Annotated in this window: 16 protein-coding genes; 5 read left to right on the top strand and 11 right to left on the bottom strand. The window is 51.8% G+C overall.

The features are described from left to right. The first annotated feature begins 219 nt into the window (after window positions 1–219). Window positions 220–564, top strand: a complete 345-nt coding sequence (locus CHU32_RS01515; protein ID WP_103674316.1) for a YejG family protein — start codon at window positions 220–222, stop codon at window positions 562–564. Window positions 565–567: 3 nt separating this feature from the next. Here CHU32_RS01515 and yejF read toward each other — a convergent pair whose 3' ends face one another. The 9 genes from yejF to CHU32_RS01470 all read right to left on the bottom strand — a co-directional run bounded on the left by yejF (window position 568) and on the right by CHU32_RS01470 (window position 12,153). Beyond that, a complete protein-coding gene (gene yejF / locus CHU32_RS01510) occupies window positions 568–2,157 on the bottom strand; it encodes a microcin C ABC transporter ATP-binding protein YejF (protein ID WP_103674315.1) in 1,590 nt (529 codons plus the stop codon). 1 nt (window position 2,158) lies between these two features. Beyond that, a complete protein-coding gene (locus CHU32_RS01505; RefSeq protein WP_103674314.1) occupies window positions 2,159–3,184 on the bottom strand; it encodes an ABC transporter permease in 1,026 nt (341 codons plus the stop codon). Then, on the bottom strand, window positions 3,184–4,278 hold the full coding sequence (locus tag CHU32_RS01500) for a microcin C ABC transporter permease YejB (protein WP_103674313.1): 1,095 nt from the start codon (window positions 4,276–4,278) through the stop codon (window positions 3,184–3,186). The genes CHU32_RS01505 and CHU32_RS01500 overlap by 1 nt, the downstream gene beginning before the upstream one ends. A 9-nt stretch (window positions 4,279–4,287) precedes the next feature. Then, window positions 4,288–6,093: an extracellular solute-binding protein gene (locus tag CHU32_RS01495; protein ID WP_103674312.1), complete on the bottom strand. Its 1,806-nt coding sequence runs from the start codon at window positions 6,091–6,093 to the stop codon at window positions 4,288–4,290. A gap of 47 nt (window positions 6,094–6,140) precedes the next feature. Next, window positions 6,141–7,727 (bottom strand): cyclic di-GMP phosphodiesterase, encoded by a 1,587-nt coding sequence (locus CHU32_RS01490; RefSeq protein WP_103674311.1) that lies wholly within the window; start codon window positions 7,725–7,727, stop codon window positions 6,141–6,143. 181 nt (window positions 7,728–7,908) lie between these two features. Next, complete coding sequence (gene mepS, locus CHU32_RS01485) at window positions 7,909–8,475, bottom strand: bifunctional murein DD-endopeptidase/murein LD-carboxypeptidase (RefSeq protein WP_103674310.1); 567 nt, start codon at window positions 8,473–8,475, stop codon at window positions 7,909–7,911. A 416-nt stretch (window positions 8,476–8,891) separates the two neighbouring features. Then, complete coding sequence (locus tag CHU32_RS01480; RefSeq protein WP_103674309.1) at window positions 8,892–9,605, bottom strand: phosphatase PAP2 family protein; 714 nt, start codon at window positions 9,603–9,605, stop codon at window positions 8,892–8,894. A gap of 45 nt (window positions 9,606–9,650) precedes the next feature. Then, complete coding sequence (locus tag CHU32_RS01475) at window positions 9,651–10,628, bottom strand: CobW family GTP-binding protein (protein WP_103674308.1); 978 nt, start codon at window positions 10,626–10,628, stop codon at window positions 9,651–9,653. A 58-nt stretch (window positions 10,629–10,686) separates the two neighbouring features. After that, entirely contained in the window at window positions 10,687–12,153 is a 1,467-nt protein-coding gene (locus tag CHU32_RS01470) for a mannitol dehydrogenase family protein (protein ID WP_103674307.1), read from the bottom strand. 205 nt (window positions 12,154–12,358) lie between these two features. On the opposite strand from CHU32_RS01470, the gene uxuA reads away from it, so the two are divergent. After that, a complete protein-coding gene (gene uxuA, locus CHU32_RS01465) occupies window positions 12,359–13,549 on the top strand; it encodes a mannonate dehydratase (protein ID WP_103674306.1) in 1,191 nt (396 codons plus the stop codon). A 226-nt stretch (window positions 13,550–13,775) separates the two neighbouring features. Here uxuA and yeiP read toward each other — a convergent pair whose 3' ends face one another. Next, a complete protein-coding gene (gene yeiP, locus CHU32_RS01460; protein WP_103674305.1) occupies window positions 13,776–14,348 on the bottom strand; it encodes an elongation factor P-like protein YeiP in 573 nt (190 codons plus the stop codon). 148 nt (window positions 14,349–14,496) lie between these two features. Here yeiP and CHU32_RS01455 point away from each other — a divergent pair, with 148 nt between their 5' ends. After that, window positions 14,497–14,751, top strand: a complete 255-nt coding sequence (locus tag CHU32_RS01455) for a YkgJ family cysteine cluster protein (RefSeq protein WP_103674304.1) — start codon at window positions 14,497–14,499, stop codon at window positions 14,749–14,751. On the opposite strand, the gene setB is transcribed toward CHU32_RS01455, so the two are convergent. Continuing rightward, the gene (gene setB, locus CHU32_RS01450) at window positions 14,748–15,929 is read right to left on the bottom strand and encodes a sugar efflux transporter SetB (RefSeq protein WP_103674303.1); all 1,182 of its coding nucleotides are present in this window, start codon (window positions 15,927–15,929) and stop codon (window positions 14,748–14,750) included. The two genes, CHU32_RS01455 and setB, sit on opposite strands and share 4 nt — an antisense overlap. A 369-nt stretch (window positions 15,930–16,298) precedes the next feature. On the opposite strand from setB, the gene fruB reads away from it, so the two are divergent. Both fruB and fruK read left to right on the top strand, forming a co-directional pair. After that, window positions 16,299–17,432 (top strand): fused PTS fructose transporter subunit IIA/HPr protein, encoded by a 1,134-nt coding sequence (gene fruB / locus CHU32_RS01445; protein ID WP_103674302.1) that lies wholly within the window; start codon window positions 16,299–16,301, stop codon window positions 17,430–17,432. After that, a complete protein-coding gene (gene fruK / locus CHU32_RS01440; protein WP_103674301.1) occupies window positions 17,429–18,367 on the top strand; it encodes a 1-phosphofructokinase in 939 nt (312 codons plus the stop codon). The genes fruB and fruK overlap by 4 nt, the downstream gene beginning before the upstream one ends.

Genomic DNA, 18,367 nt, shown 5'->3' with positions numbered 1-18,367 from the left:
GTTAATGTTGTTAAAAAGGTTGTTTTAGATCACAAAAAACGGTACATATAGCGCCAAAAGGCTCCTGTAACGCTGATTAAACTCTCGATAATTGAGCTGCTTGACCCTTACTGGTTGTGGATGAAAGCGTTTTCTTCAGGATGCACGACGAATTGTCAACCATGTGTTAATATTGATGTGAATCAATTGTTAATTTTTACTGCTTCCGGGGATACTAAAGTGACGCATCAACAACTCTCTATCGTTCACCGTTTGCCGCAGAGCTATCGCTGGCTGTCGGGATTTGCGGGTTCCAGAGTTGAACCGATTCCGCACAGTGCGCCACCCTGTGAGAACTGTCTTGTCGCGTTAAAACTGCTGAGTCCGGACGGAGATAACGCCTGGCCGGTGATGCATACCCTGAGCCAGGCATTGAGTGATATTGAGGTCGATTGCTCCGTGCTTGAATGCGAAGGCGAGCCTTGTCTGTTTGTTAACCGACAGGATGAGTTTGCGGCTACCTGTCGGCTAAAAAATTTCGGCGTGGCGATTGCCGAGCCATTTTCAGGGTACAATCCTTTCTGATTGTCAGCTTAAGGTTAATAGCTGACGGGTATAGTCCTGTTGCGGCTCACTAAAGACGCGTCTGCACTCGCCTTGCTCTATCACTTCCCCCTGACGCAGTACGATCACCTGATGGCACAGTGAGCGTACGACGTGTAGATCGTGGCTGATAAAGATATACGCCAGCCGATGCTTCTCCTGTAATGATTTCAACAGCGTAAGGATTTGGGCCTGCACGGTGCGATCCAGCGATGACGTTGGTTCATCAAGAATAATCAGCTCCGGTTTCAGAATCAGCGCGCGGGCAATTGCGATTCGCTGACGCTGTCCACCTGAGAACGCCGCAGGATAACGATGGCGCATTTCCGCATCCAGGCCCACTTCCTGCATCACCGCAATCACCTGCTTTTCACGCTCCTGTACGCTCAGAGTCGGTTGATGTACCCGCAATCCTTCCTCAATAATTTGCAGTACGTTCAGGCGTGGATTAAGTGACGAGTTGGGGTCCTGAAATACGACCTGAATACGATGACGTACTGGCAAAAGTTGTTTACGGCTGAGCCCATTCAGCGGTTTACCGTCAAACAGGATACGACCTTTTGAGGCAATTAGCCTGAGCAATGCCATGCCGGTAGTGCTTTTCCCCGAGCCCGATTCGCCAACCAGTCCCAGAGCTTCACCCGGGCACAGGGAAAAACTCAGGTTCTTCACCACACGATTGTGATCGACAACGCGTCGTAGCAACCCTTTACGCACCGGAAATTCGACGCACAGATCGTCTACCTCAAGCAGAGGCGTATTTTCTGCTGGCAGGGGCACCGGATCACCCGATGGTTCACTGTTCAACAGGCGTTGAGTGTAGGGATGTGCGGGGGCAGCAAATAACGTAGTGGCGCGGTTCTGCTCGACGCAGCGGCCGTTTTGCATCACCGCCACGTTATCTGCCAGCTTACGCACTATGCTCAGGTTATGGGTGATGAACAGCAGCCCCATATTGAGTTCCTGGCGCAATTCGCGCAGCAGTTTAAGGATTTGCGCCTGCACCGAGACGTCCAGTGCGGTGGTCGGTTCATCGGCAATCAGTAACTCCGGGCGCGTTAACAGCGCCATGGCGATCATGACTCGCTGGCGCTCGCCGCCCGAGAGCTGGTGCGGATAATCCGCGAGGCGACGGGCGGCATTGCGGATACCTACACGATCAAGACAGGTAATTATTTCTCCACGAGCGGCTTCTCTGCGCATTCCGCGGTGCAGGGATAACACTTCATAAAGCTGTTTTTCCAGCGTATGCAGCGGGTTAAGTGAAACCATGGGTTCCTGAAAAATCATCGCGATCCGGTTACCGCGAATACCGCGCAGCGTGTGTTCATCCGCATGTAATAATGACTGGCCATGAAAACGGATATCGCCCTCGGGCCAGCTCACTGGCGGGGAGGGAAGAAGACGCAGGATTGACAGCGCCGACACCGTTTTACCTGAGCCGGATTCGCCCACCAGCGCCAGCGTTTCGCCGGCTTCCACCTGAAGTGAGAGATCGCTGACCACGGTGCGGGTTTCACCCTGCTGGGTAAACGCAATTGAAAGCCTGTCGATGGCTAAGAGTGGATGCGTCATCTTACACCGCCTTATTAGGATCGAAGGCGTCGCGCACGGCTTCACCAATAAAAATCAGCAGCGTTAGCAAAATCGCTACCGACAAAAACGCCGTTATGCCAAGCCAGGGAGCCTGTAAATTATTCTTGCCCTGCAACAGCAATTCACCCAGCGAGGGCGAGCCGATTGGCAGACCAAAGCCGAGAAAATCCAGCGACGTGAGGGTGGTTATCGAGCTGCATAAAATAAACGGCAGAAAGGTGAGGGTGGCGACCATTGCATTGGGGAGCATATGGCGGAAAATAATTCCGCTGTCGCTCACGCCCATTGCTTGTGCGGCACGGATGTAGTCATAGTTACGGGTGCGCAAAAACTCCGCACGCACAACGCCGACCAGCGCCATCCAGCCGAAAAGCACCGTAATGCCCAGCAGCCACCAGAAACCTGGCTGGATAACACTTGAGAGCAAAATGATTAAAAACAGCGTCGGCATGCCCGACCAGACTTCAATAATACGCTGACCCCACAGATCAATCTTGCCGCCGTAATAGCCCTGAACTGCACCCGCCACCACGCCCAGTACGCTGGTACATAACGTGAGCATCAGACCAAACAGCAATGAGATCCGCGTGCCGTAGAGAATGCGCGCCAGCACATCTCCGCCATTGGCGTCAGTTCCCAGCCAGTTTTGTGCCGAAGGTGGTGCGGGAAAGGGTTTGTCGCTGGAAAAATTGATGCTGTTAGCACCAAAGCGAATGGGAGCCCACACGACCCAGCCGTGTTCGGCGAGCTGTTTTTTTAGCCACGGGTCCTGATAGTCTGCGGCAGTAGTAAACGGGCCGCCGAAATCACGTTCGCTGTATTGCTTTAACACGGGCACATACAGGCTTCCCTGATACTGCACCAGCAGCGGTTTATCATTGGCGATAATTTCTGACAGCAGGCAGCAGATAAAAATCACCATAAAAATCCACAGCGACCAGTAGCCGCGACGATTATGGCGAAAGCGTGCCCAGCGGGCCTGGTTGATGGAGTTTAAATGACGCATCAGCGGCCCTCAAAATCAATACGCGGATCGACAAATGTATACGTGATATCGCTGAGAATGTTCAGCAATAGCCCTACCAGGGTAAAGATATAGAGTGTGCCAAACATTACCGGATAATCGCGGGAGATGGTCGATTCATAGCCCAACAGCCCCAGCCCATTAAGGGAAAACATGACTTCAATTAATAATGAGCCGGTAAAAAACATACTAATAAAGGTGGCCGGGAAGCCCGCGATCACCAGTAGCATGGCGTTACGAAAAACGTGTTTCCAGAGGATATTCTTCTCACTAACGCCCTTTGCTCGCGCCGTGACTACGTATTGTTTGCGGATCTCATCAAGAAACGAATTTTTGGTCAGCATTGTCAGCGCGGCAAAACCCCCTATCACCGTCGCCAGCACGGGCAGGGTAATGTGCCACAAATAGTCGGTAATTTTCTGATACCAGGGAAGGGTATCAAAGTTGGAAGAAACCAGACCGCGCAGCGGGAAAATGTCGTAGTAGCTGCCGCCGGCGAAAAAGACAATCATCAGAATGGCGAACAAAAACGCCGGGATCGCATAGCCGATAATAATAAATGCGCTACTCCAGGTATCAAACCGACTACCGTTTTGCACCGCTTTACGGATGCCAAGCGGTATGGAAACCAGATAAATAATCAGCGTGCTCCACAATCCGAGGGTGATCGAGACGGGCAGGCTTTGTTTGATAAGATCCAGCACCGACGCGCTGCGAAACAGGCTGTCGCCAAAATCAAAGCGCACGTAGTCCCACAGCATTTTGAAATAGCGTTCATGCAGTGGTTTATCAAAGCCATAGCGATGGGTGATTTCGGCGATCACTTCCGGGTCGAGGCCGCGTCCACCCCGGTAATGGCTTTCACTGAGGTTGCCAACGCCGGGGCGGGCACGTGAGGTACCGAGGCCACCATCACCCGCGCCCGGTAAGCCGCCCGTTTTACCCATTTCAATATTAGCGATTGCCTGATCGACCGGCCCGCCCGGCGCAATCTGCACGATAAAAAAGTTAATGGTGATAATCGCTAACAGGGTAGGGATCACCAGTAATAAGCGGCGAAGTAGATAAGCGCCCATGCCTGCTCCTTAACGTCTGGCTGCGGGTAATTTTGCCGCTTTGTTAACATCGTACCACCAGTTATCGAAACCCACTGAATAGAGCGGGCGCGTGGCCGGATGTGAAAATTTATCCCAGTAGGCCAGCCGGTCTTTCGCCATATACCACATGGGTAACATATAGTAGTTCCAGGTCAGTACACGATCCAGCGCACGTCCCAGCGGTAACAGTTTCTCTTCATTTCCGTGCGCGCGAATAATCTGTGCGATTAATGCATCAATGACCGGGCTTTGCACCCCCGGCGCGTTATAGCTGGAATTGATATATTCGGAGGCCCAGGTGATCTGTAAATCAGAACTCGGCCACGGCATCGCCTGTACCAACCGTGGCATCATGTCGTAGTCACGGTTACGCATGCGACTGGTGAGCTGGGAGTTATCAATCTGGCGGATATCCATGATCACGCCAATCCGCGCCAGATTGTGTTTAAACGCCAGCACCCATTGATCGTTACCGCCAGAGGGGAGCAGCAGTTCGAAGCGCAGTGGTTTACCGGTTTGACTATTCACCCGCTGCTGGCCTTTCATGACCCATCCGGCCTGGGTTAACAAATCGCTGGCTTTGAGCAGATTCTCACGGTCATAGCCATCAGCATTGGATTTTGCTGGCTGATAAACTGAGGTAAATACTTCAGGAGGCAGATCTTCTTTCATTGGGGCCAGCAGCGTCAGTTCATCCGCATCAGGATAGTGGCGAGCGGCATATTTTGTATTCAGGAAATAGCTGTCTGGCCGGCTATAGGCGTTATAAAACAGCGACTTGTTCATCCATTCAAAATCGAACGCCAGAGAGATAGCTTCCCTTACTTTTCTGTCGCTAAAAACCGGACGCTGAATATTAAAGGCCAGCCAGCGAGCATCCTGAGCGGCATCGCTTTCCATCTCTTCTTTAACAATATTGTGATTAGCAAAATTTTTGCCGATGTAGCGGGTAGCCCAGTTTTTGGCACTACCCTCAGTGCGAAAATCAAATGCACCGGCTTTAAAGGCTTCAAAAGCCACGTTGTCGTCCAGATAATAATCGTAGCGGAGGGTATCAAAATTCCAGCGTCCCCGGTTAACCGGAAGGTCGGCTGCCCAGTAGTCTTTCACCCGTGAGTAGGTGACATATTGCCCCATCCGCCAGGCGCTAATTTTGTAGGGGCCGCTTGCCAGTGGCGGCCGTGAAAGCGGTTCATTGAGCTTATGATTGCGCCAGAATTTTTCCGGCATCACCGGCAGCGAGAAGAGGCTTAACATATTTTCTTTGCCCGGCTGCGCAAGCTCGATGCGCACCGTAAGAGGGGCAATGGCTTTAAAGGTCGTTCCTTTGTAGATCAGGCGAAACTGCGGCACGCCCTCGGTCATAAATTTATTAAAAGTAAAAACGACATCCTGTGCAGTTATTGGCGTGCCGTCGTGGAATCTGGCCCGGGGAGTAATGTTCAGCTCGACCCATGAAAAATCATCGGCATAGCGTGCTGATTCCGCGACCAGGGGATAGTAGCTGCCCGGCTCATCATCTGACGTTGTGAAGAGCGTGTCGTAAAGCGCGCCTGTGCGCTCAGCCGGGTTGCCGCGCGTAGCGAAACGGTTAAAGTTATCAAACGTACCAATCGCCGCTATTGTCACCGCGCCGCCCTTGGGTGCCGCAGGATTGACATAATCAAAATGCGTAAAGTTGACGGCATATTTCGGCTCGCCGATAACCGCAAACGCAGTGCTTTCTTTAATGGTTTGCGCCTGAACAGCCAGGCTGAATAGCGCGGTGAGTAAGAAACAGAGGCGTACTAACATACCTTAACGGTCATCCTTTGTGTGCTCAGTTCCCCTGAACGGAACTATTATCCCTGAATAGTAATTGACGGCTGAGAAGAACGGAAATATTTTGCAGGCTCGTCATGTGCGGCCACCAGTTGCATGAGCGTTAGCGGGCGACTGATCCAGTAACCCTGAAGATAATTAACGCCACGCTCGCATAGCCAACTGGCCTGCTCGGGGGTCTCTACACCTTCGGCAACGGTGGTGAGATGCATCCGCTTTGCCAGCGATAATACCGTATCCAGTACCGGCGATGTTATGGTTTCTGTGCCGATAGCGGCAATAAATCCGCGATCGATTTTCAAATAATCAAAGCGGAAGCGCTCCAGATAAATGAGTGCGCTGTGCCCGGTCCCAAAGTCATCAATGGCGATGAGAAATCCCTCTTCATGCAGCCAGTCAAAGAGTTGTGTAGCGACTTTCTCATTAAGCATATCGCGCTCGGTCATCTCCAGCACCAGTTGAAAGTGACTGGCAGGCAGGGAGCTGACAAAGCTGCGGATATCCTGGCAAAAACTGTCAGCGTGCAAATGCCCGGGAGCAATATTGACCCCCAGCCGCGAGCCTGGCGGGAGCACATTTTGTAGGGTTAGTGCATCGTGAGCAATGAGTTTAAACAAGTGCCGGGTCAATGGCACAATCAAATTTTGCGTTTCAGCGAAATGAATAAAAACATCAGGGGGGATCTCGCCAGCCTCAGGGTGTTTCCAGCGCATCAGCGCCTCAACACCCGCAATTTTCATGGTGCTGGAATCAATAACGGGCTGATATACCACATAAAATTGGTTATTTCTGATGGCGGCAAGCAATTCTTTCCCGGGATGGCGGCGCAACGTAATAATATAAAAGCAGAGCACGCATGAAATCAGTGCGCTCATCACTGCCAACAGCAAAGTAAATTGCAGATTTTCTTTCGGCCAGGCACTGGCGTAGAGATAAACGTTGAGCGGTAACCCGTCAAGTCTTACCTCGCGAACCGGGGGCTGATTCAATTTATACGGGTCAACCAATTGATGCGAAAAAGAAGAGATCGCAACATGGTCAAAACCAACCGCAATGCCTGAAAAATCATCGCGCCGCGAAGGATAGAGCAGCAGCGGGGTCAAATTCGCATTTAGTGATGTGAACACACCGCTGTCTGCCTGCTGTGGATTACGCATCCATAAGGCAATCGCCGTTTTGCCAGGCATCATCGGCGTTCCCGGCAGAACGGAAATATCAATGGGTTTACGAATATCTATGCCAGGTACCAGATCATCAAGCGCTGAATCCATGGCCCCGGTGGCGGAAGAACAGACCACACGGCCGCGATTGATAAGTAAAAACGCGCGCACATTAAGCGTAAACGCTGCACGTGTCGTTAATTCAGAGACAATATCCGCACACGGATATTGCGTTAGTGGTTGTAGCGCGTCAATGGTACTGTGCAGTTCGTGAAAGGCATCGTTGAGATAGTGCTGCAGATGACCGGTAATATTATCAAATCGGGTCTCCCGCTCATGATATATAGCTGCAAAATGCGCACAGCCGACCAGCAAGCCAACCAGCAGCCCTGACAGAATACTGATCAACCATACCCGGCGGCCGGTTGAAAAGTAGTGAGTTAACATAAAGTGACACTATCCGAGACGATGGATGCGATTCCGCAATTGCGGTATTTCAGACATGGAACGTTGTAAGCATAGCTCAGACGTTATATCAGCAGGAGGCAGGCAAAAAAAAACACTGCGTAAGCAGTGCTTTTCTTTTGTTTTCTGTTGTCAGCCAAGGGAAAACCGACAACAGAAGACATCAAGAACGACTCAGGACACGGCGCGCTTCGTTATAGCGCTTTTTCCAGTAAGGCTCGTCCATGCTGGAAATGGTCACACCGCTGCTGGTGGATGCATGAACAAACTGGTTATTGCCGATATAGATACCGACATGGCGTCCCGTAGAACCTGCACGAAACAGCACCAGATCGCCAGTGCGCAAGTGATTGCGGGATACAGATTTGCCCATTTCCTGCTGCTCATAGGTTGAGCGGGGGAGATCCATACCAAACTGCTCACGGAAAGTACGCTGTACAAAACCGGAACAATCAATGCCTTTTTTGGTGCTGCCACCGAGGCGATAGCGTACGCCTTTCCAGTCAGCATACTGATCCATTAAGCGCGATTTAACATCAAGGTTACGCACCATGGATTCAAATTCATCCTGAGAGGCTTGCAGTGAAGAGGTATCTTCGACCACAGCATGCGTCTCAGGATGCATATTTTTTGCGGTATTCGTAGAACTACATGCAGAAAGCAAAGCCGCGACTGCTAACGCGGGGATAGCCCGCCAGATGTATCTCAAAATCGGCTGAGATGTGACCATGTTGTTTATTTTCCCTTGAAGTCCTTAACGAAGAAATCGTTATAAAAATGCCAACCGTGACGAGACTAATTACCTGCGCACAACGAGACAATTCTTTCTGTTCAAATTTGTGCTGAAACGCACAAATTTATCCAAACTGAGAATAATTTATCTCTGAAAGGCAAAACGTAAACGAGATTACCCTATCACCACCTGCATTGCGAGTGCTTTCAACCGTTTTTTTATAAGAAAAAATGATACAGAAAGTTAAAAAGTTGAATTGGCGTAAAAGTGAGCGATTTTGCATAATCAGACATCATTTCATTGAGTTACATTTGCATGACTATGACCAGACGATGACAAAGATGGCCTGATGCTGACAAAAGCTTAAAAACAGCGCAAATTAAAAACTAATGACAGACGATAATTATGGTTATTTATTTGTTAATTTTTTGTTTGTTTTTTCCAGGCAAATAATGATCCATAAAGCAAATCATTTTGTCACTTACCGGTGTTAACAATATCCAGGGCAGGGCAATGAGTACCGATGAGAATGAACCAATCACAATATCAGTCAACCAGTGAGCTCCAATCATCACCCGCGGGAAGGCGAAAATGACAAATATCAGTAGCGCCAGTTGACAAGTCTTTTGACCAAAATAGCGCCACATAAACGAACAGAAGATAAGCAGCATCATGCCGTGATCGCCCGGGAAGCTATCTTTTGAGGCATCTTTGGTTGAGAGCGGCAGAAAATCGCTGACCCGAAGTGCATCGTGGAAAAATAATGTCGGGCTGGCCCGCTTCACCGGCATCAATGCCTGAGCCAACTGGTTAACGATGATGGCGGTCAATAGCATCACCAGGCCAATGATGACGATTCGACGACGCTCAGACGGTGCGCCCCGTAACCAGAATCGCAACATGAGTGTGCCCATAGCCAACAGAGAGCAGCCATCAAAGGCACGGTTGTTAGTGATGGCCAGAAACCAGACCCAGGCGCGGTGATGAGCCAGTGGTCGATTAAAAAAATGAAAAATAGCGGAGTCAAGGGTAAACCATAACCCATGATTTACCGGCAGATACCAGCACAGGAAAAGAACAAATCCCGCTGCGTTCAGCAGCAGGATTCGGGAAAGTTGAATTTTCATTAAAAAAGGCCACGTATAATGTTAACGTCCGCAACCTTAGCGGGATCAGCTTAAACGAAGCTTCAACAGTGCGCTTTGCAGTGCATTCCAGTCTGCCTGCGCTTCAGTAATCAGTTCAATTCGGCTGTCCGGTGGAGCGACATTTTGAGTTTCAATGTGCAGGTCCTGCCCCTGCCGATTAATGCGCACCAGTCCTTCCGCAATGCGCATGACGCCTTTTACCCGGTCAACGGGAGCTAGCCGTGCCCACTCCAGTAGACCAATGGTGTCAAACTGCGTATCAGCATCGAAGATCCAGCCACAAGCCTGGTAACCTTGTCCGCTGTTGAGACTACGCTGCCAGCGCTGGTGTGCCGGTAAATTAAGTGCCGCAAGTCCTTTTTTGAGCGCGTGACCATGCGCATGTCCGGCAGCGGAGGGGAGCGGTGTCATATTCAGCCGGGGTTTATCCAGCAGCGCGGCAGGAATATTTCCCTGCTCGCTAAAAATCAGTTCACGCGAAGCGCCGTGGTGCTGCCACCACTTTTCCAGCGCCTGCTGGCTCTCTTCACTCGCCCGATCGGATTTATTTGCCACGATAATGTCTGCCGCCGCCAGCTGATCGCGGAAATTTTCATTATGTAGCGTCTTCTCATCCAGCAAGCTGCGAGGGTCCAGCACACAGAATGTAGCCTGTAATTCAATCCAGGGTTCATAAACCGGGGCAGTAAGAATGTCGAGGATCTGTTTGGGATGCCCAAGCCCGGTAGGTTCTATTAATAGCCGGTCAGGTTTACCCTGACGCAAGAGGGTATTTAGCCCGACCTGCATCGGCAGGCCATTGACGCAGCACATACAACCGCCAGGAATTTCTTTTAGCAGCGCGCCGCTTCCTGCTAGCAGCGCGCCGTCGATACCCACTTCACCAAATTCGTTGACCAGCACGGCCCATTTTTCATTCGCGGGTTTATTTGCCAGCAAATGCAGGATGGAGGTGGTTTTCCCGCTGCCGAGAAACCCGGTGATAAGATTGGTTTTAGTCACGTAAGCTCCGTACAATATAACAACTTTGTCACAGCTTACCGCAAAGCGTCTGACGGCGTTAATCGTTCAGTGTGTCTATCAGCGCAAGACGCGCCCCTTTCTCACATAAGCGCTGCCAGGCGCGTTGGATCGCCGCAACGAATGCCGTGTTTGCCGGCAGGTCGCTGGCAAAAATTTCCGTCAGCGACAGAAGGGCGGTTACACGCTGTGTTTCATCGCTGTTGGCAACGAGAGCGCGAATTTTATCGGCCAGCGGATCGCGCACTTCAATGGCGTTTCCTGCATCATCCGTCCCGCTCACATAGCGCATCCATCCTGCGATACCCAGTGCCAGTAAAGGCCAGGCGTCCTTACGCTCCAGGTGAATACGAACACTTTCCAGCATTCGCTGGGGCAGTTTCTGACTACTGTCCATTGCTATTTGCCAGGTACGATGTTTCAGGGCTGGGTTGGAGAAACGTTCAATCAGACTGTCGGCGTAGGCGCTCAGATCGACGTCAGTGATATTCAACGTCGGGGCCTGTTCTTCAGACATCAACCGACGGGCGGCGTGGCGAAATGGCGCATCCTGCATACAGTCACTGATATGCTGGTGCCCGGCCAGATAGCCCAGGCAGGCGAGAAAAGTGTGGCTGCCGTTTAGCATCCGCAGCTTCATCTGTTCCCATGGCATCACATCGTCAACCATTTGCACGCCCGCCAGCTCCCATTGTGGGCGGCCCGCAACAAAATTATCTTCAATCACCCACTGAATAAACGGCTCACAGCTAATCGCGCAGGGATCGAATACGCCCAGGTATTCAGCAATTTCCTTCAGTGATTCTTCCGTGGCGGCAGGCACAATGCGGTCTACCATCGTGGCAGGAAACGTCACGTTTTGTGCGATCCATGCCGCCAGTTGCGCATCGCGGCGTTGCGCCATCCCCAGAACAGCATTTTTAACAATATGCCCGTTATCAGGAATATTATCGCAGGAAAGGACGGTGAAGGGAGGAAGCCCGCGTTCACGGCGGCGTGCAAGTGCTTCTACCAGAATGCCTGGCGCGGAGTGCGGTTCAGAAGGATTAGTAAGATCGTGAATAATACGCGGCTGATTTTCATCCAGGCGGCCGGTGGCCGGATCGATACAGTAGCCTTTCTCGGTGATAGTCAGTGAAACAATCGCCACCTGTGGCTCACAAAATTTCTCGATAATCGTGGCGAGCGAATCCAGCTTTGCATTCAGGCATTCATTGACGGCACCCACAATCAGGGCCTCATTACCGTGCGCGCCTTTTTCCAGCACGGTGTAAAGATGATCCTGCTGGCGAAGCTGGCTCATCAATACATCGCCGCTGAACAGGCTAATTTCGCAGATACCCCAGTCGCCCCCTGTCACGTTCAGTACCTGGTGGGTCAGCAACGCCTGATGCGCGCGATGAAATGCGCCAAAGCCAAAATGGACAATACGGGAACGGAGTGGCTGTCTGTCATAGCACGGTAATTTTATGCTGTCAGGGAGGGCAACGGAGGCGATATTCTTCATTATTAATACACTCTTGCAACTAAAGGTTAACAAGTGACAGTGTAAAGTTATATGACAGCAAAATGAATTGGTGAGCCTTAAATATCGCGGTAATGTGAGCTGGATCAATCATCAGTCGGCGATAAATTGACGTTAAAAAGGAAACATGTATGGTAGTCATCATGAGTATTTTTTAATTGGTATAACAACTTGAGAGGGTGAGGCTATGGAGCAAACCTGGCGTTGGTATGGGCCTAACGATCCAGTATCGCTGGATGATGTGCGTCAGGCTGGCGCAACTGGCGTAGTCACCGCATTACATCACATTCCTAATGGTCAGGTCTGGCCGGTTGAGGAAATCAAACAACGCCAGGCCCTGCTGGCGGAAAAAGGGTTAACCTGGTCGGTGGTTGAGAGTATTCCGGTACATGAAGAGATCAAAACCCATACCGGGCAGTACGACACCTGGATTGCCAACTATCAGCAAAGTATCCGCAATCTGGCTGCCTGCGGTGTGGATACCGTGTGCTACAACTTTATGCCTATTCTCGACTGGACGCGTACTGACCTCGAATACACGTTGCCGGATGGCTCTAAAGCGCTGCGCTTTGACCAGATCGCCTTTGCCGCGTTTGAGTTACATATTCTTAAGCGTAAAGGGGCAGAAGCTGATTACAGCGATCAGGAACAGCAGCAGGCGCAGGCTTATTTCAACGCCATGAGCGGCAACGATATTGAAAAGCTGACGCGCAATATTATTGCCGGGCTGCCGGGAGCGGAAGAGGGCTATACCCTGGATCAGTTCCGCGCACGGCTGGCGGAATACGATCATATCGATAAAGCGCAGTTGCGTGAGAATATGGCCTATTTTCTGCGCGCAATTGTGGCTGTGGCTGAGGAGGTGGGCGTCCGTCTCGCAGTGCATCCTGACGATCCGCCGCGTCCAATCCTTGGGCTGCCGCGTATTGTTTCCACCATTGACGATATGCAGTGGCTGAAAGAGACCGTTGACAGCATTAATAACGGCTTTACGATGTGCACCGGCTCTTACGGCGTGCGTGCAGACAACGATCTGGTGCGGATGGTCGAAACCTTTGGCGATCGCATCCACTTCACCCATCTGCGTTCCACCTGCCGTGAAGAAAATCCTAAAACGTTCCACGAGGGATCGCACCTTCAGGGTGATGTGGATATGGTAGCAGTGGTAAAAGCGGTACTCACTGAAGAACTGCGGCGTAAAAAAGCAGGCGATCTGCGGCCGATCCCGTTCCGCCCTGACCACGGTCATCAGATGCTTGACGATCTGCGTAAGAAAACCAATCCAGGTTATTCCGCTATTGGTCGTCTGAAAGGCATGGCTGAAGTGCGCGGCGTTGAGCTGGCACTTAAACAAACGCTATTCCCTGAACTGCTGTAAAAAGTAAAAAGGCGATAGTGGCATACGCCGTTATCGCCTCAGAATGCTGACAAACGTTATACCGTGGAATGATGCCTGGCGGCGCTTCGCTTGCACAGGCCTACGGGTTACGTATAACTTATTGATATTGAAAATTTCGTTTGCCCGCGCAAGCGCAGCGCCGCCGGGCAACGTGGCAGGGTGTCTGCGTGCGGGAGACGTCGCCGGACACAGACCACGTAAACACTTAATCCGCGCGACCCATATAGCGACATTCTTCGATATGGATACGGATTTTTTCACCGGTAGTCAGATATTCAGGCACCTGAACCACCAGGCCGGTAGACATGGTTGCAGGTTTGGTGCGCGAGCTGGCAGAAGCGCCTTTAATGCCCGGTGCCGTTTCGATGATTTCCAAATCTACGGTTTGCGGCAGTTCCAGTGCCAGGAGCTGGCCATCCCACGTTAATACCTGCATATCCGGCATTCCGCCTTCCGGAATGAACTGAAGCTCTTCTTCAATCTGATCTTTAGTGAAGGTATAAGGCGTATAATCTTCTTTATCCATAAAGACGTATTCGTTACCGTCAACATAGGAAAAGTCAACGAAACGGCGGGTCAGGGTCACGGTATCCAGAATATCGTCACCTTTAAAACGTTCTTCAACCTTCAGGCCAGTACGCACATCGGAAAAACGCATTTTGTACAGCGTTGCAGCACCACGGGCGCTGGGTGACTGAATATCAATGTTTTTAACAATCAGCAACTTGCCGTTGTAATTCAGCACCATACCTTTTTTAATTTCATTCGCTCTTGGCATTGCAGTAATCCTGTTTACAGAGATGTAGAAAATATCGCGTCAAGGTACTCGCGCCGGGCCTTTCAGGCAAGTGGATTTGCAGGGTTTTGCTATCATCGTGCAAGAGATGATACTGTGCGATCTGTTGCCTGCCTGAAAAGAGAATTTTATGCAATGTCGTGCGGACTGCGGTGCCTGCTGTACAGCCCCCTCGATCTCCAGCCCGATCCCCGGCATGCCGGAGGGCAAGCCGGCGAATACGCCCTGTGTTCAGCTTGATGAGCATCTGCGCTGCAAAATTTTTGCCTCGCCGCTGCGACCAAAAGTGTGCGCTGGTCTGCAACCGGCAGCGGAGATGTGCGGCAAGACGCGTGAACAGGCGATGATTTTTCTTATCGAACTGGAAACGCTGACTGCGCCTTAAACGTCTTTAATCCGCATCAGACAGGCGAAACCCGCCACGCACATTCCCAGCGCAATCCAGAACACCGCATGGTAGCTCCACAGTTCTGCCACCACGCCCGCCAGCGATCCGGCGATGATCCAGCCAACACGCGTGGTATTACTGTAAAGCGTGGTCGCCGATCCTGCCTGCCCGGGCATCAGATCCTGAAAATAGAGCATCCCGATGCCCGCCAGAATACCAATATAAATAGCGTTCAGTAACTGCATAGCCAGCAGCAGGGCAGGGGTGTGAACCGTGAGCATACCTACATAAAACAGTAAACCGGCCACAATGGCGATACGCATCAGAAAGCGTTTACCAAAACGCTTCGCGTAGTATCCGGCAATCAACATCGTCGGGATCTCAAGCCCGGCGGCGGTCCCCATCATTAATCCTGCCAGTTTTTCCGGCAGGTGCAGTTCATTGATGATAAACAGTGGCATATTGATGATGTACAGACTATTAGTGCCCCACATCAGCGTACAAATCACAAACAGTAACAGGGCATCGCGACGGTTACGGCGCGGCGCTTCAATACTGCCTGAGGCCGCCACCTTCAGCTTCGGCATGGTGGGTAAAAACAGCCAGACCATCACCCCACACACGACAAACGCGACGGCGGCGCTGAGGTACATCACGGTAAAGCCAAATCCCATCGCCAGTGCATAAGCCAGCGGAGGGCCGATCACCCATGCCAGCGAGACCTGCGCGCGGAGAATGGAACTGAACATGACGGCTTCACGCCCGGTACGATCGGCATGTTCACGGGCGAGGGCAAACATTTGTGGGTTCGCCGTTGAGCCAAAACTGCTCAGAAATACGCCGATAAACAGCAAAATAAAATAATTGCGATTCCATGCGAATAACACGCATGCCAGCACGCCAAGCACGCAGCAAAAAACAATCAGACTTTTACGGTCGCCCTTACGGTCTGAGCGGCCCGCCAGAAACTGGCTCACCAGAATGCCGATAACGGCGCTACCGGTAAAAAAGAAACCGACCATCGCCGGACGGACATGCACCTCATTGGTCAAAAACAGACTGAGCGTCGGCGTTTGTAGCGCACCGGCGATACCGGTTAAAAAGGCAACGATCAGAAAGGAGGCGGAGGTGAAATCAAAAGCGCGCGGCGAGGCGGCGGCGGGATTATTTTGCATCAGTTTTTTTAAGCGTAATGGAGTGACGCGGGAGTTTACGCCGCCTGATTAAAAATAAACAGAGCGTGAAATCAAAACAGGCACGATAAATCAAAACGCATTTTCAACGCTGTTCCGCTTCGTTGCTGAACAAGCTGAAACTGAAGAATAATAACGCCAGCAAACTTCAGCAACTATGACCCCGAAAGGAATAAAATGTGCTGTACCTCTAAATTCTGTCATTCAAATCATAACATTTCTTGCAGGGAAAGCGGGAAAGCACCAGAATTCTTGAAACGTTTCAGCGTCATCTTACCATCAGCCGTTACCGGGATGGCGCATTTTTTCTCATTATAGCTGAAACGATTCAATTCAGCAGAGAGGAGACCCATGTTCCAGTTATCTGTACAGGATATCCACCCTGGCCAACAGGCAGGGAATAAAGAAGAGGCCATTCGTCAGGTTGCCGCCGCGCTCGTGCAGGCAGGTAATGTGGCTGAGGGCTACATTAACGGTATGCTGGCTCGCGAACAGCAAACGTCCACTTTCCTTGGCAACGGTATTGCCATCCCACACGGTACGACGGATACCCGCGATCAGGTACTAAAAACCGGTGTTCAGGTTTATCAATTCCCGCAGGGCGTCACCTGGGGGGAAGGCCAGACTGCCTACGTGGCCATTGGTATTGCTGCCAGTTCCGATGAACATCTTGGTCTGCTGCGTCAGCTGACGCACGTCTTAAGCGATGATTCTGTTGCAGAACAGCTGAAAACCGCGACCACGGCAGAAGAGCTACGTGCGTTGCTGATGGGCGAAAAGCAGAGCGAAATGCTGAAGCTGGATAACGACACGCTAACCCTGGATGTAGTTGCCAGCGATCTGGTGACGTTGCAGGCGCTGAATGCTGGTCGTCTGAAAGAAGCCGGCGCGGTTGATGCTGGTTTTGTGGCTCGCGCAATTACCGAACAGCCGCTGAACCTCGGTCAGGGCATTTGGCTGAACGACAGCGCTGAAGGCAACCTGCGCAGCGCCATCGCCGTTAGCCGTGCCGCTTCGGCCTTCGAGGTGAATGGTCAGCCAGCCTCATTGCTGGTCACGGTCGCCATGGCGGATTCGCAGCCAACGGCGGTACTGGATCGTCTGAGCCAGTTGCTTCTCACCAATAAAGCCGACCGTCTGCTTAATGCTGATGCCGCCACGTTGCTGGCATTGCTGACCAGCGACGATGCTCTGGCTGACGATGTGCTGAACGCCGAATTTGTGGTCCGCAATGAGCACGGTCTTCATGCCCGCCCGGGAACGATGCTGGTCAACACCATTAAACAATTTAACAGTGAGATTACCGTGACCAACCTCGACGGTAGCGGCAAGCCTGCGAATGGACGCAGTCTGATGAAAGTGGTTGCGCTGGGTGTGAAAAAAGGCCATCGCCTGCGCTTTACCGCTCAGGGCGAAGATGCTGAACAGGCGCTGACCGCGATTGGCGCAGCCATTGCCGCTGGTCTCGGGGAGGGCGCAGCATGAGCCGTCGCGTCGCAACCATCACGCTAAACCCGGCCTATGATCTGGTAGGGTTTACGCCTGAAGTCGAGCGTGGTGAGGTCAATCTGGTGCGTACGACCGGCCTGCACGCGGCAGGTAAAGGTATTAACGTTGCAAAAGTACTGAAAGATCTGGGTATTGATGTCACCGTGGGCGGTTTTCTCGGTAAAGATAATCAGGATGGCTTTCAGCAGCTTTTCAGCGAGCTTGGCATCGCCAATCGCTTCCAGGTCGTGCAGGGGCGTACCCGCATCAACGTAAAACTGACTGAAAAAGATGGCGAAGTCACCGACTTTAACTTTTCTGGCTTTGAAGTCACACCTGCTGACTGGGAACGTTTTGTCGCTGATTCCCTGAGCTGGCTCGGGCAGTTCGATATGGTGTGCGTCAGCGGTAGTCTGCCAACCGGCGTCAGCCCGGAAGCGTTCACTGACTGGATGACGCGCCTGCGCAGTCAGTGCCCGTGCATTATTTTTGACAGCAGTCGTGAAGCACTGGTCGCTGGTCTGAAGGCGGCCCCGTGGCTGGTTAAACCTAACCGCCGCGAGCTAGAAATTTGGGCGGGACGTAAACTGCCTGAAATGAAAGATGTGATCGAAGCCGCCCATGCGCTGCGCGAGCAGGGTATTGCTCACGTCGTTATTTCACTGGGTTCAGAAGGCGCGCTGTGGGTTAACGCGTCGGGCGAGTGGATCGCCAAACCGCCTTCCGTCGAGGTCGTCAGCACCGTTGGCGCGGGCGATTCGATGGTTGGCGGCCTGATCTACGGCCTGCTGATGCGTGAATCCAGCGAACATACTTTACGTCTGGCCACTGCCGTTGCAGCACTGGCGGTAAGTCAGAGTAATGTTGGTATTACCGATCGTACCCAGTTAGCCGCGATGATGGCGCGCGTTGACTTACAACCCTTTAATTAA

It is taken from the genome of Superficieibacter electus (assembly GCF_002915575.1).
Lineage (GTDB): Bacteria > Pseudomonadota > Gammaproteobacteria > Enterobacterales > Enterobacteriaceae > Superficieibacter > Superficieibacter electus.
The sequence above is the reverse complement of the archived record's forward strand: the minus strand, read 5'-3'. Positions and strand labels throughout refer to the sequence as shown.

Excerpts from the sequence above, each read along its gene's own strand:
- yejF (WP_103674315.1), bottom strand. The coding sequence starts at position 2,157 with ATGACGCATCCACTCTTAGCCATCGACAGGCTTTCAATTGCGTTTACC.
- CHU32_RS01505 (WP_103674314.1), bottom strand. The coding sequence starts at position 3,184 with ATGCGTCATTTAAACTCCATCAACCAGGCCCGCTGGGCACGCTTTCGC.
- CHU32_RS01500 (WP_103674313.1), bottom strand. The coding sequence starts at position 4,278 with ATGGGCGCTTATCTACTTCGCCGCTTATTACTGGTGATCCCTACCCTG.
- CHU32_RS01495 (WP_103674312.1), bottom strand. The coding sequence starts at position 6,093 with ATGTTAGTACGCCTCTGTTTCTTACTCACCGCGCTATTCAGCCTGGCT.
- CHU32_RS01490 (WP_103674311.1), bottom strand. The coding sequence starts at position 7,727 with ATGTTAACTCACTACTTTTCAACCGGCCGCCGGGTATGGTTGATCAGT.
- mepS (WP_103674310.1), bottom strand. The coding sequence starts at position 8,475 with ATGGTCACATCTCAGCCGATTTTGAGATACATCTGGCGGGCTATCCCC.
- CHU32_RS01480 (WP_103674309.1), bottom strand. The coding sequence starts at position 9,605 with ATGAAAATTCAACTTTCCCGAATCCTGCTGCTGAACGCAGCGGGATTT.
- CHU32_RS01470 (WP_103674307.1), bottom strand. The coding sequence starts at position 12,153 with ATGAAGAATATCGCCTCCGTTGCCCTCCCTGACAGCATAAAATTACCG.
- uxuA (WP_103674306.1), top strand. The coding sequence starts at position 12,359 with ATGGAGCAAACCTGGCGTTGGTATGGGCCTAACGATCCAGTATCGCTG.
- yeiP (WP_103674305.1), bottom strand. The coding sequence starts at position 14,348 with ATGCCAAGAGCGAATGAAATTAAAAAAGGTATGGTGCTGAATTACAAC.
- CHU32_RS01455 (WP_103674304.1), top strand. The coding sequence starts at position 14,497 with ATGCAATGTCGTGCGGACTGCGGTGCCTGCTGTACAGCCCCCTCGATC.
- setB (WP_103674303.1), bottom strand. The coding sequence starts at position 15,929 with ATGCAAAATAATCCCGCCGCCGCCTCGCCGCGCGCTTTTGATTTCACC.
- fruB (WP_103674302.1), top strand. The coding sequence starts at position 16,299 with ATGTTCCAGTTATCTGTACAGGATATCCACCCTGGCCAACAGGCAGGG.
- fruK (WP_103674301.1), top strand. The coding sequence starts at position 17,429 with ATGAGCCGTCGCGTCGCAACCATCACGCTAAACCCGGCCTATGATCTG.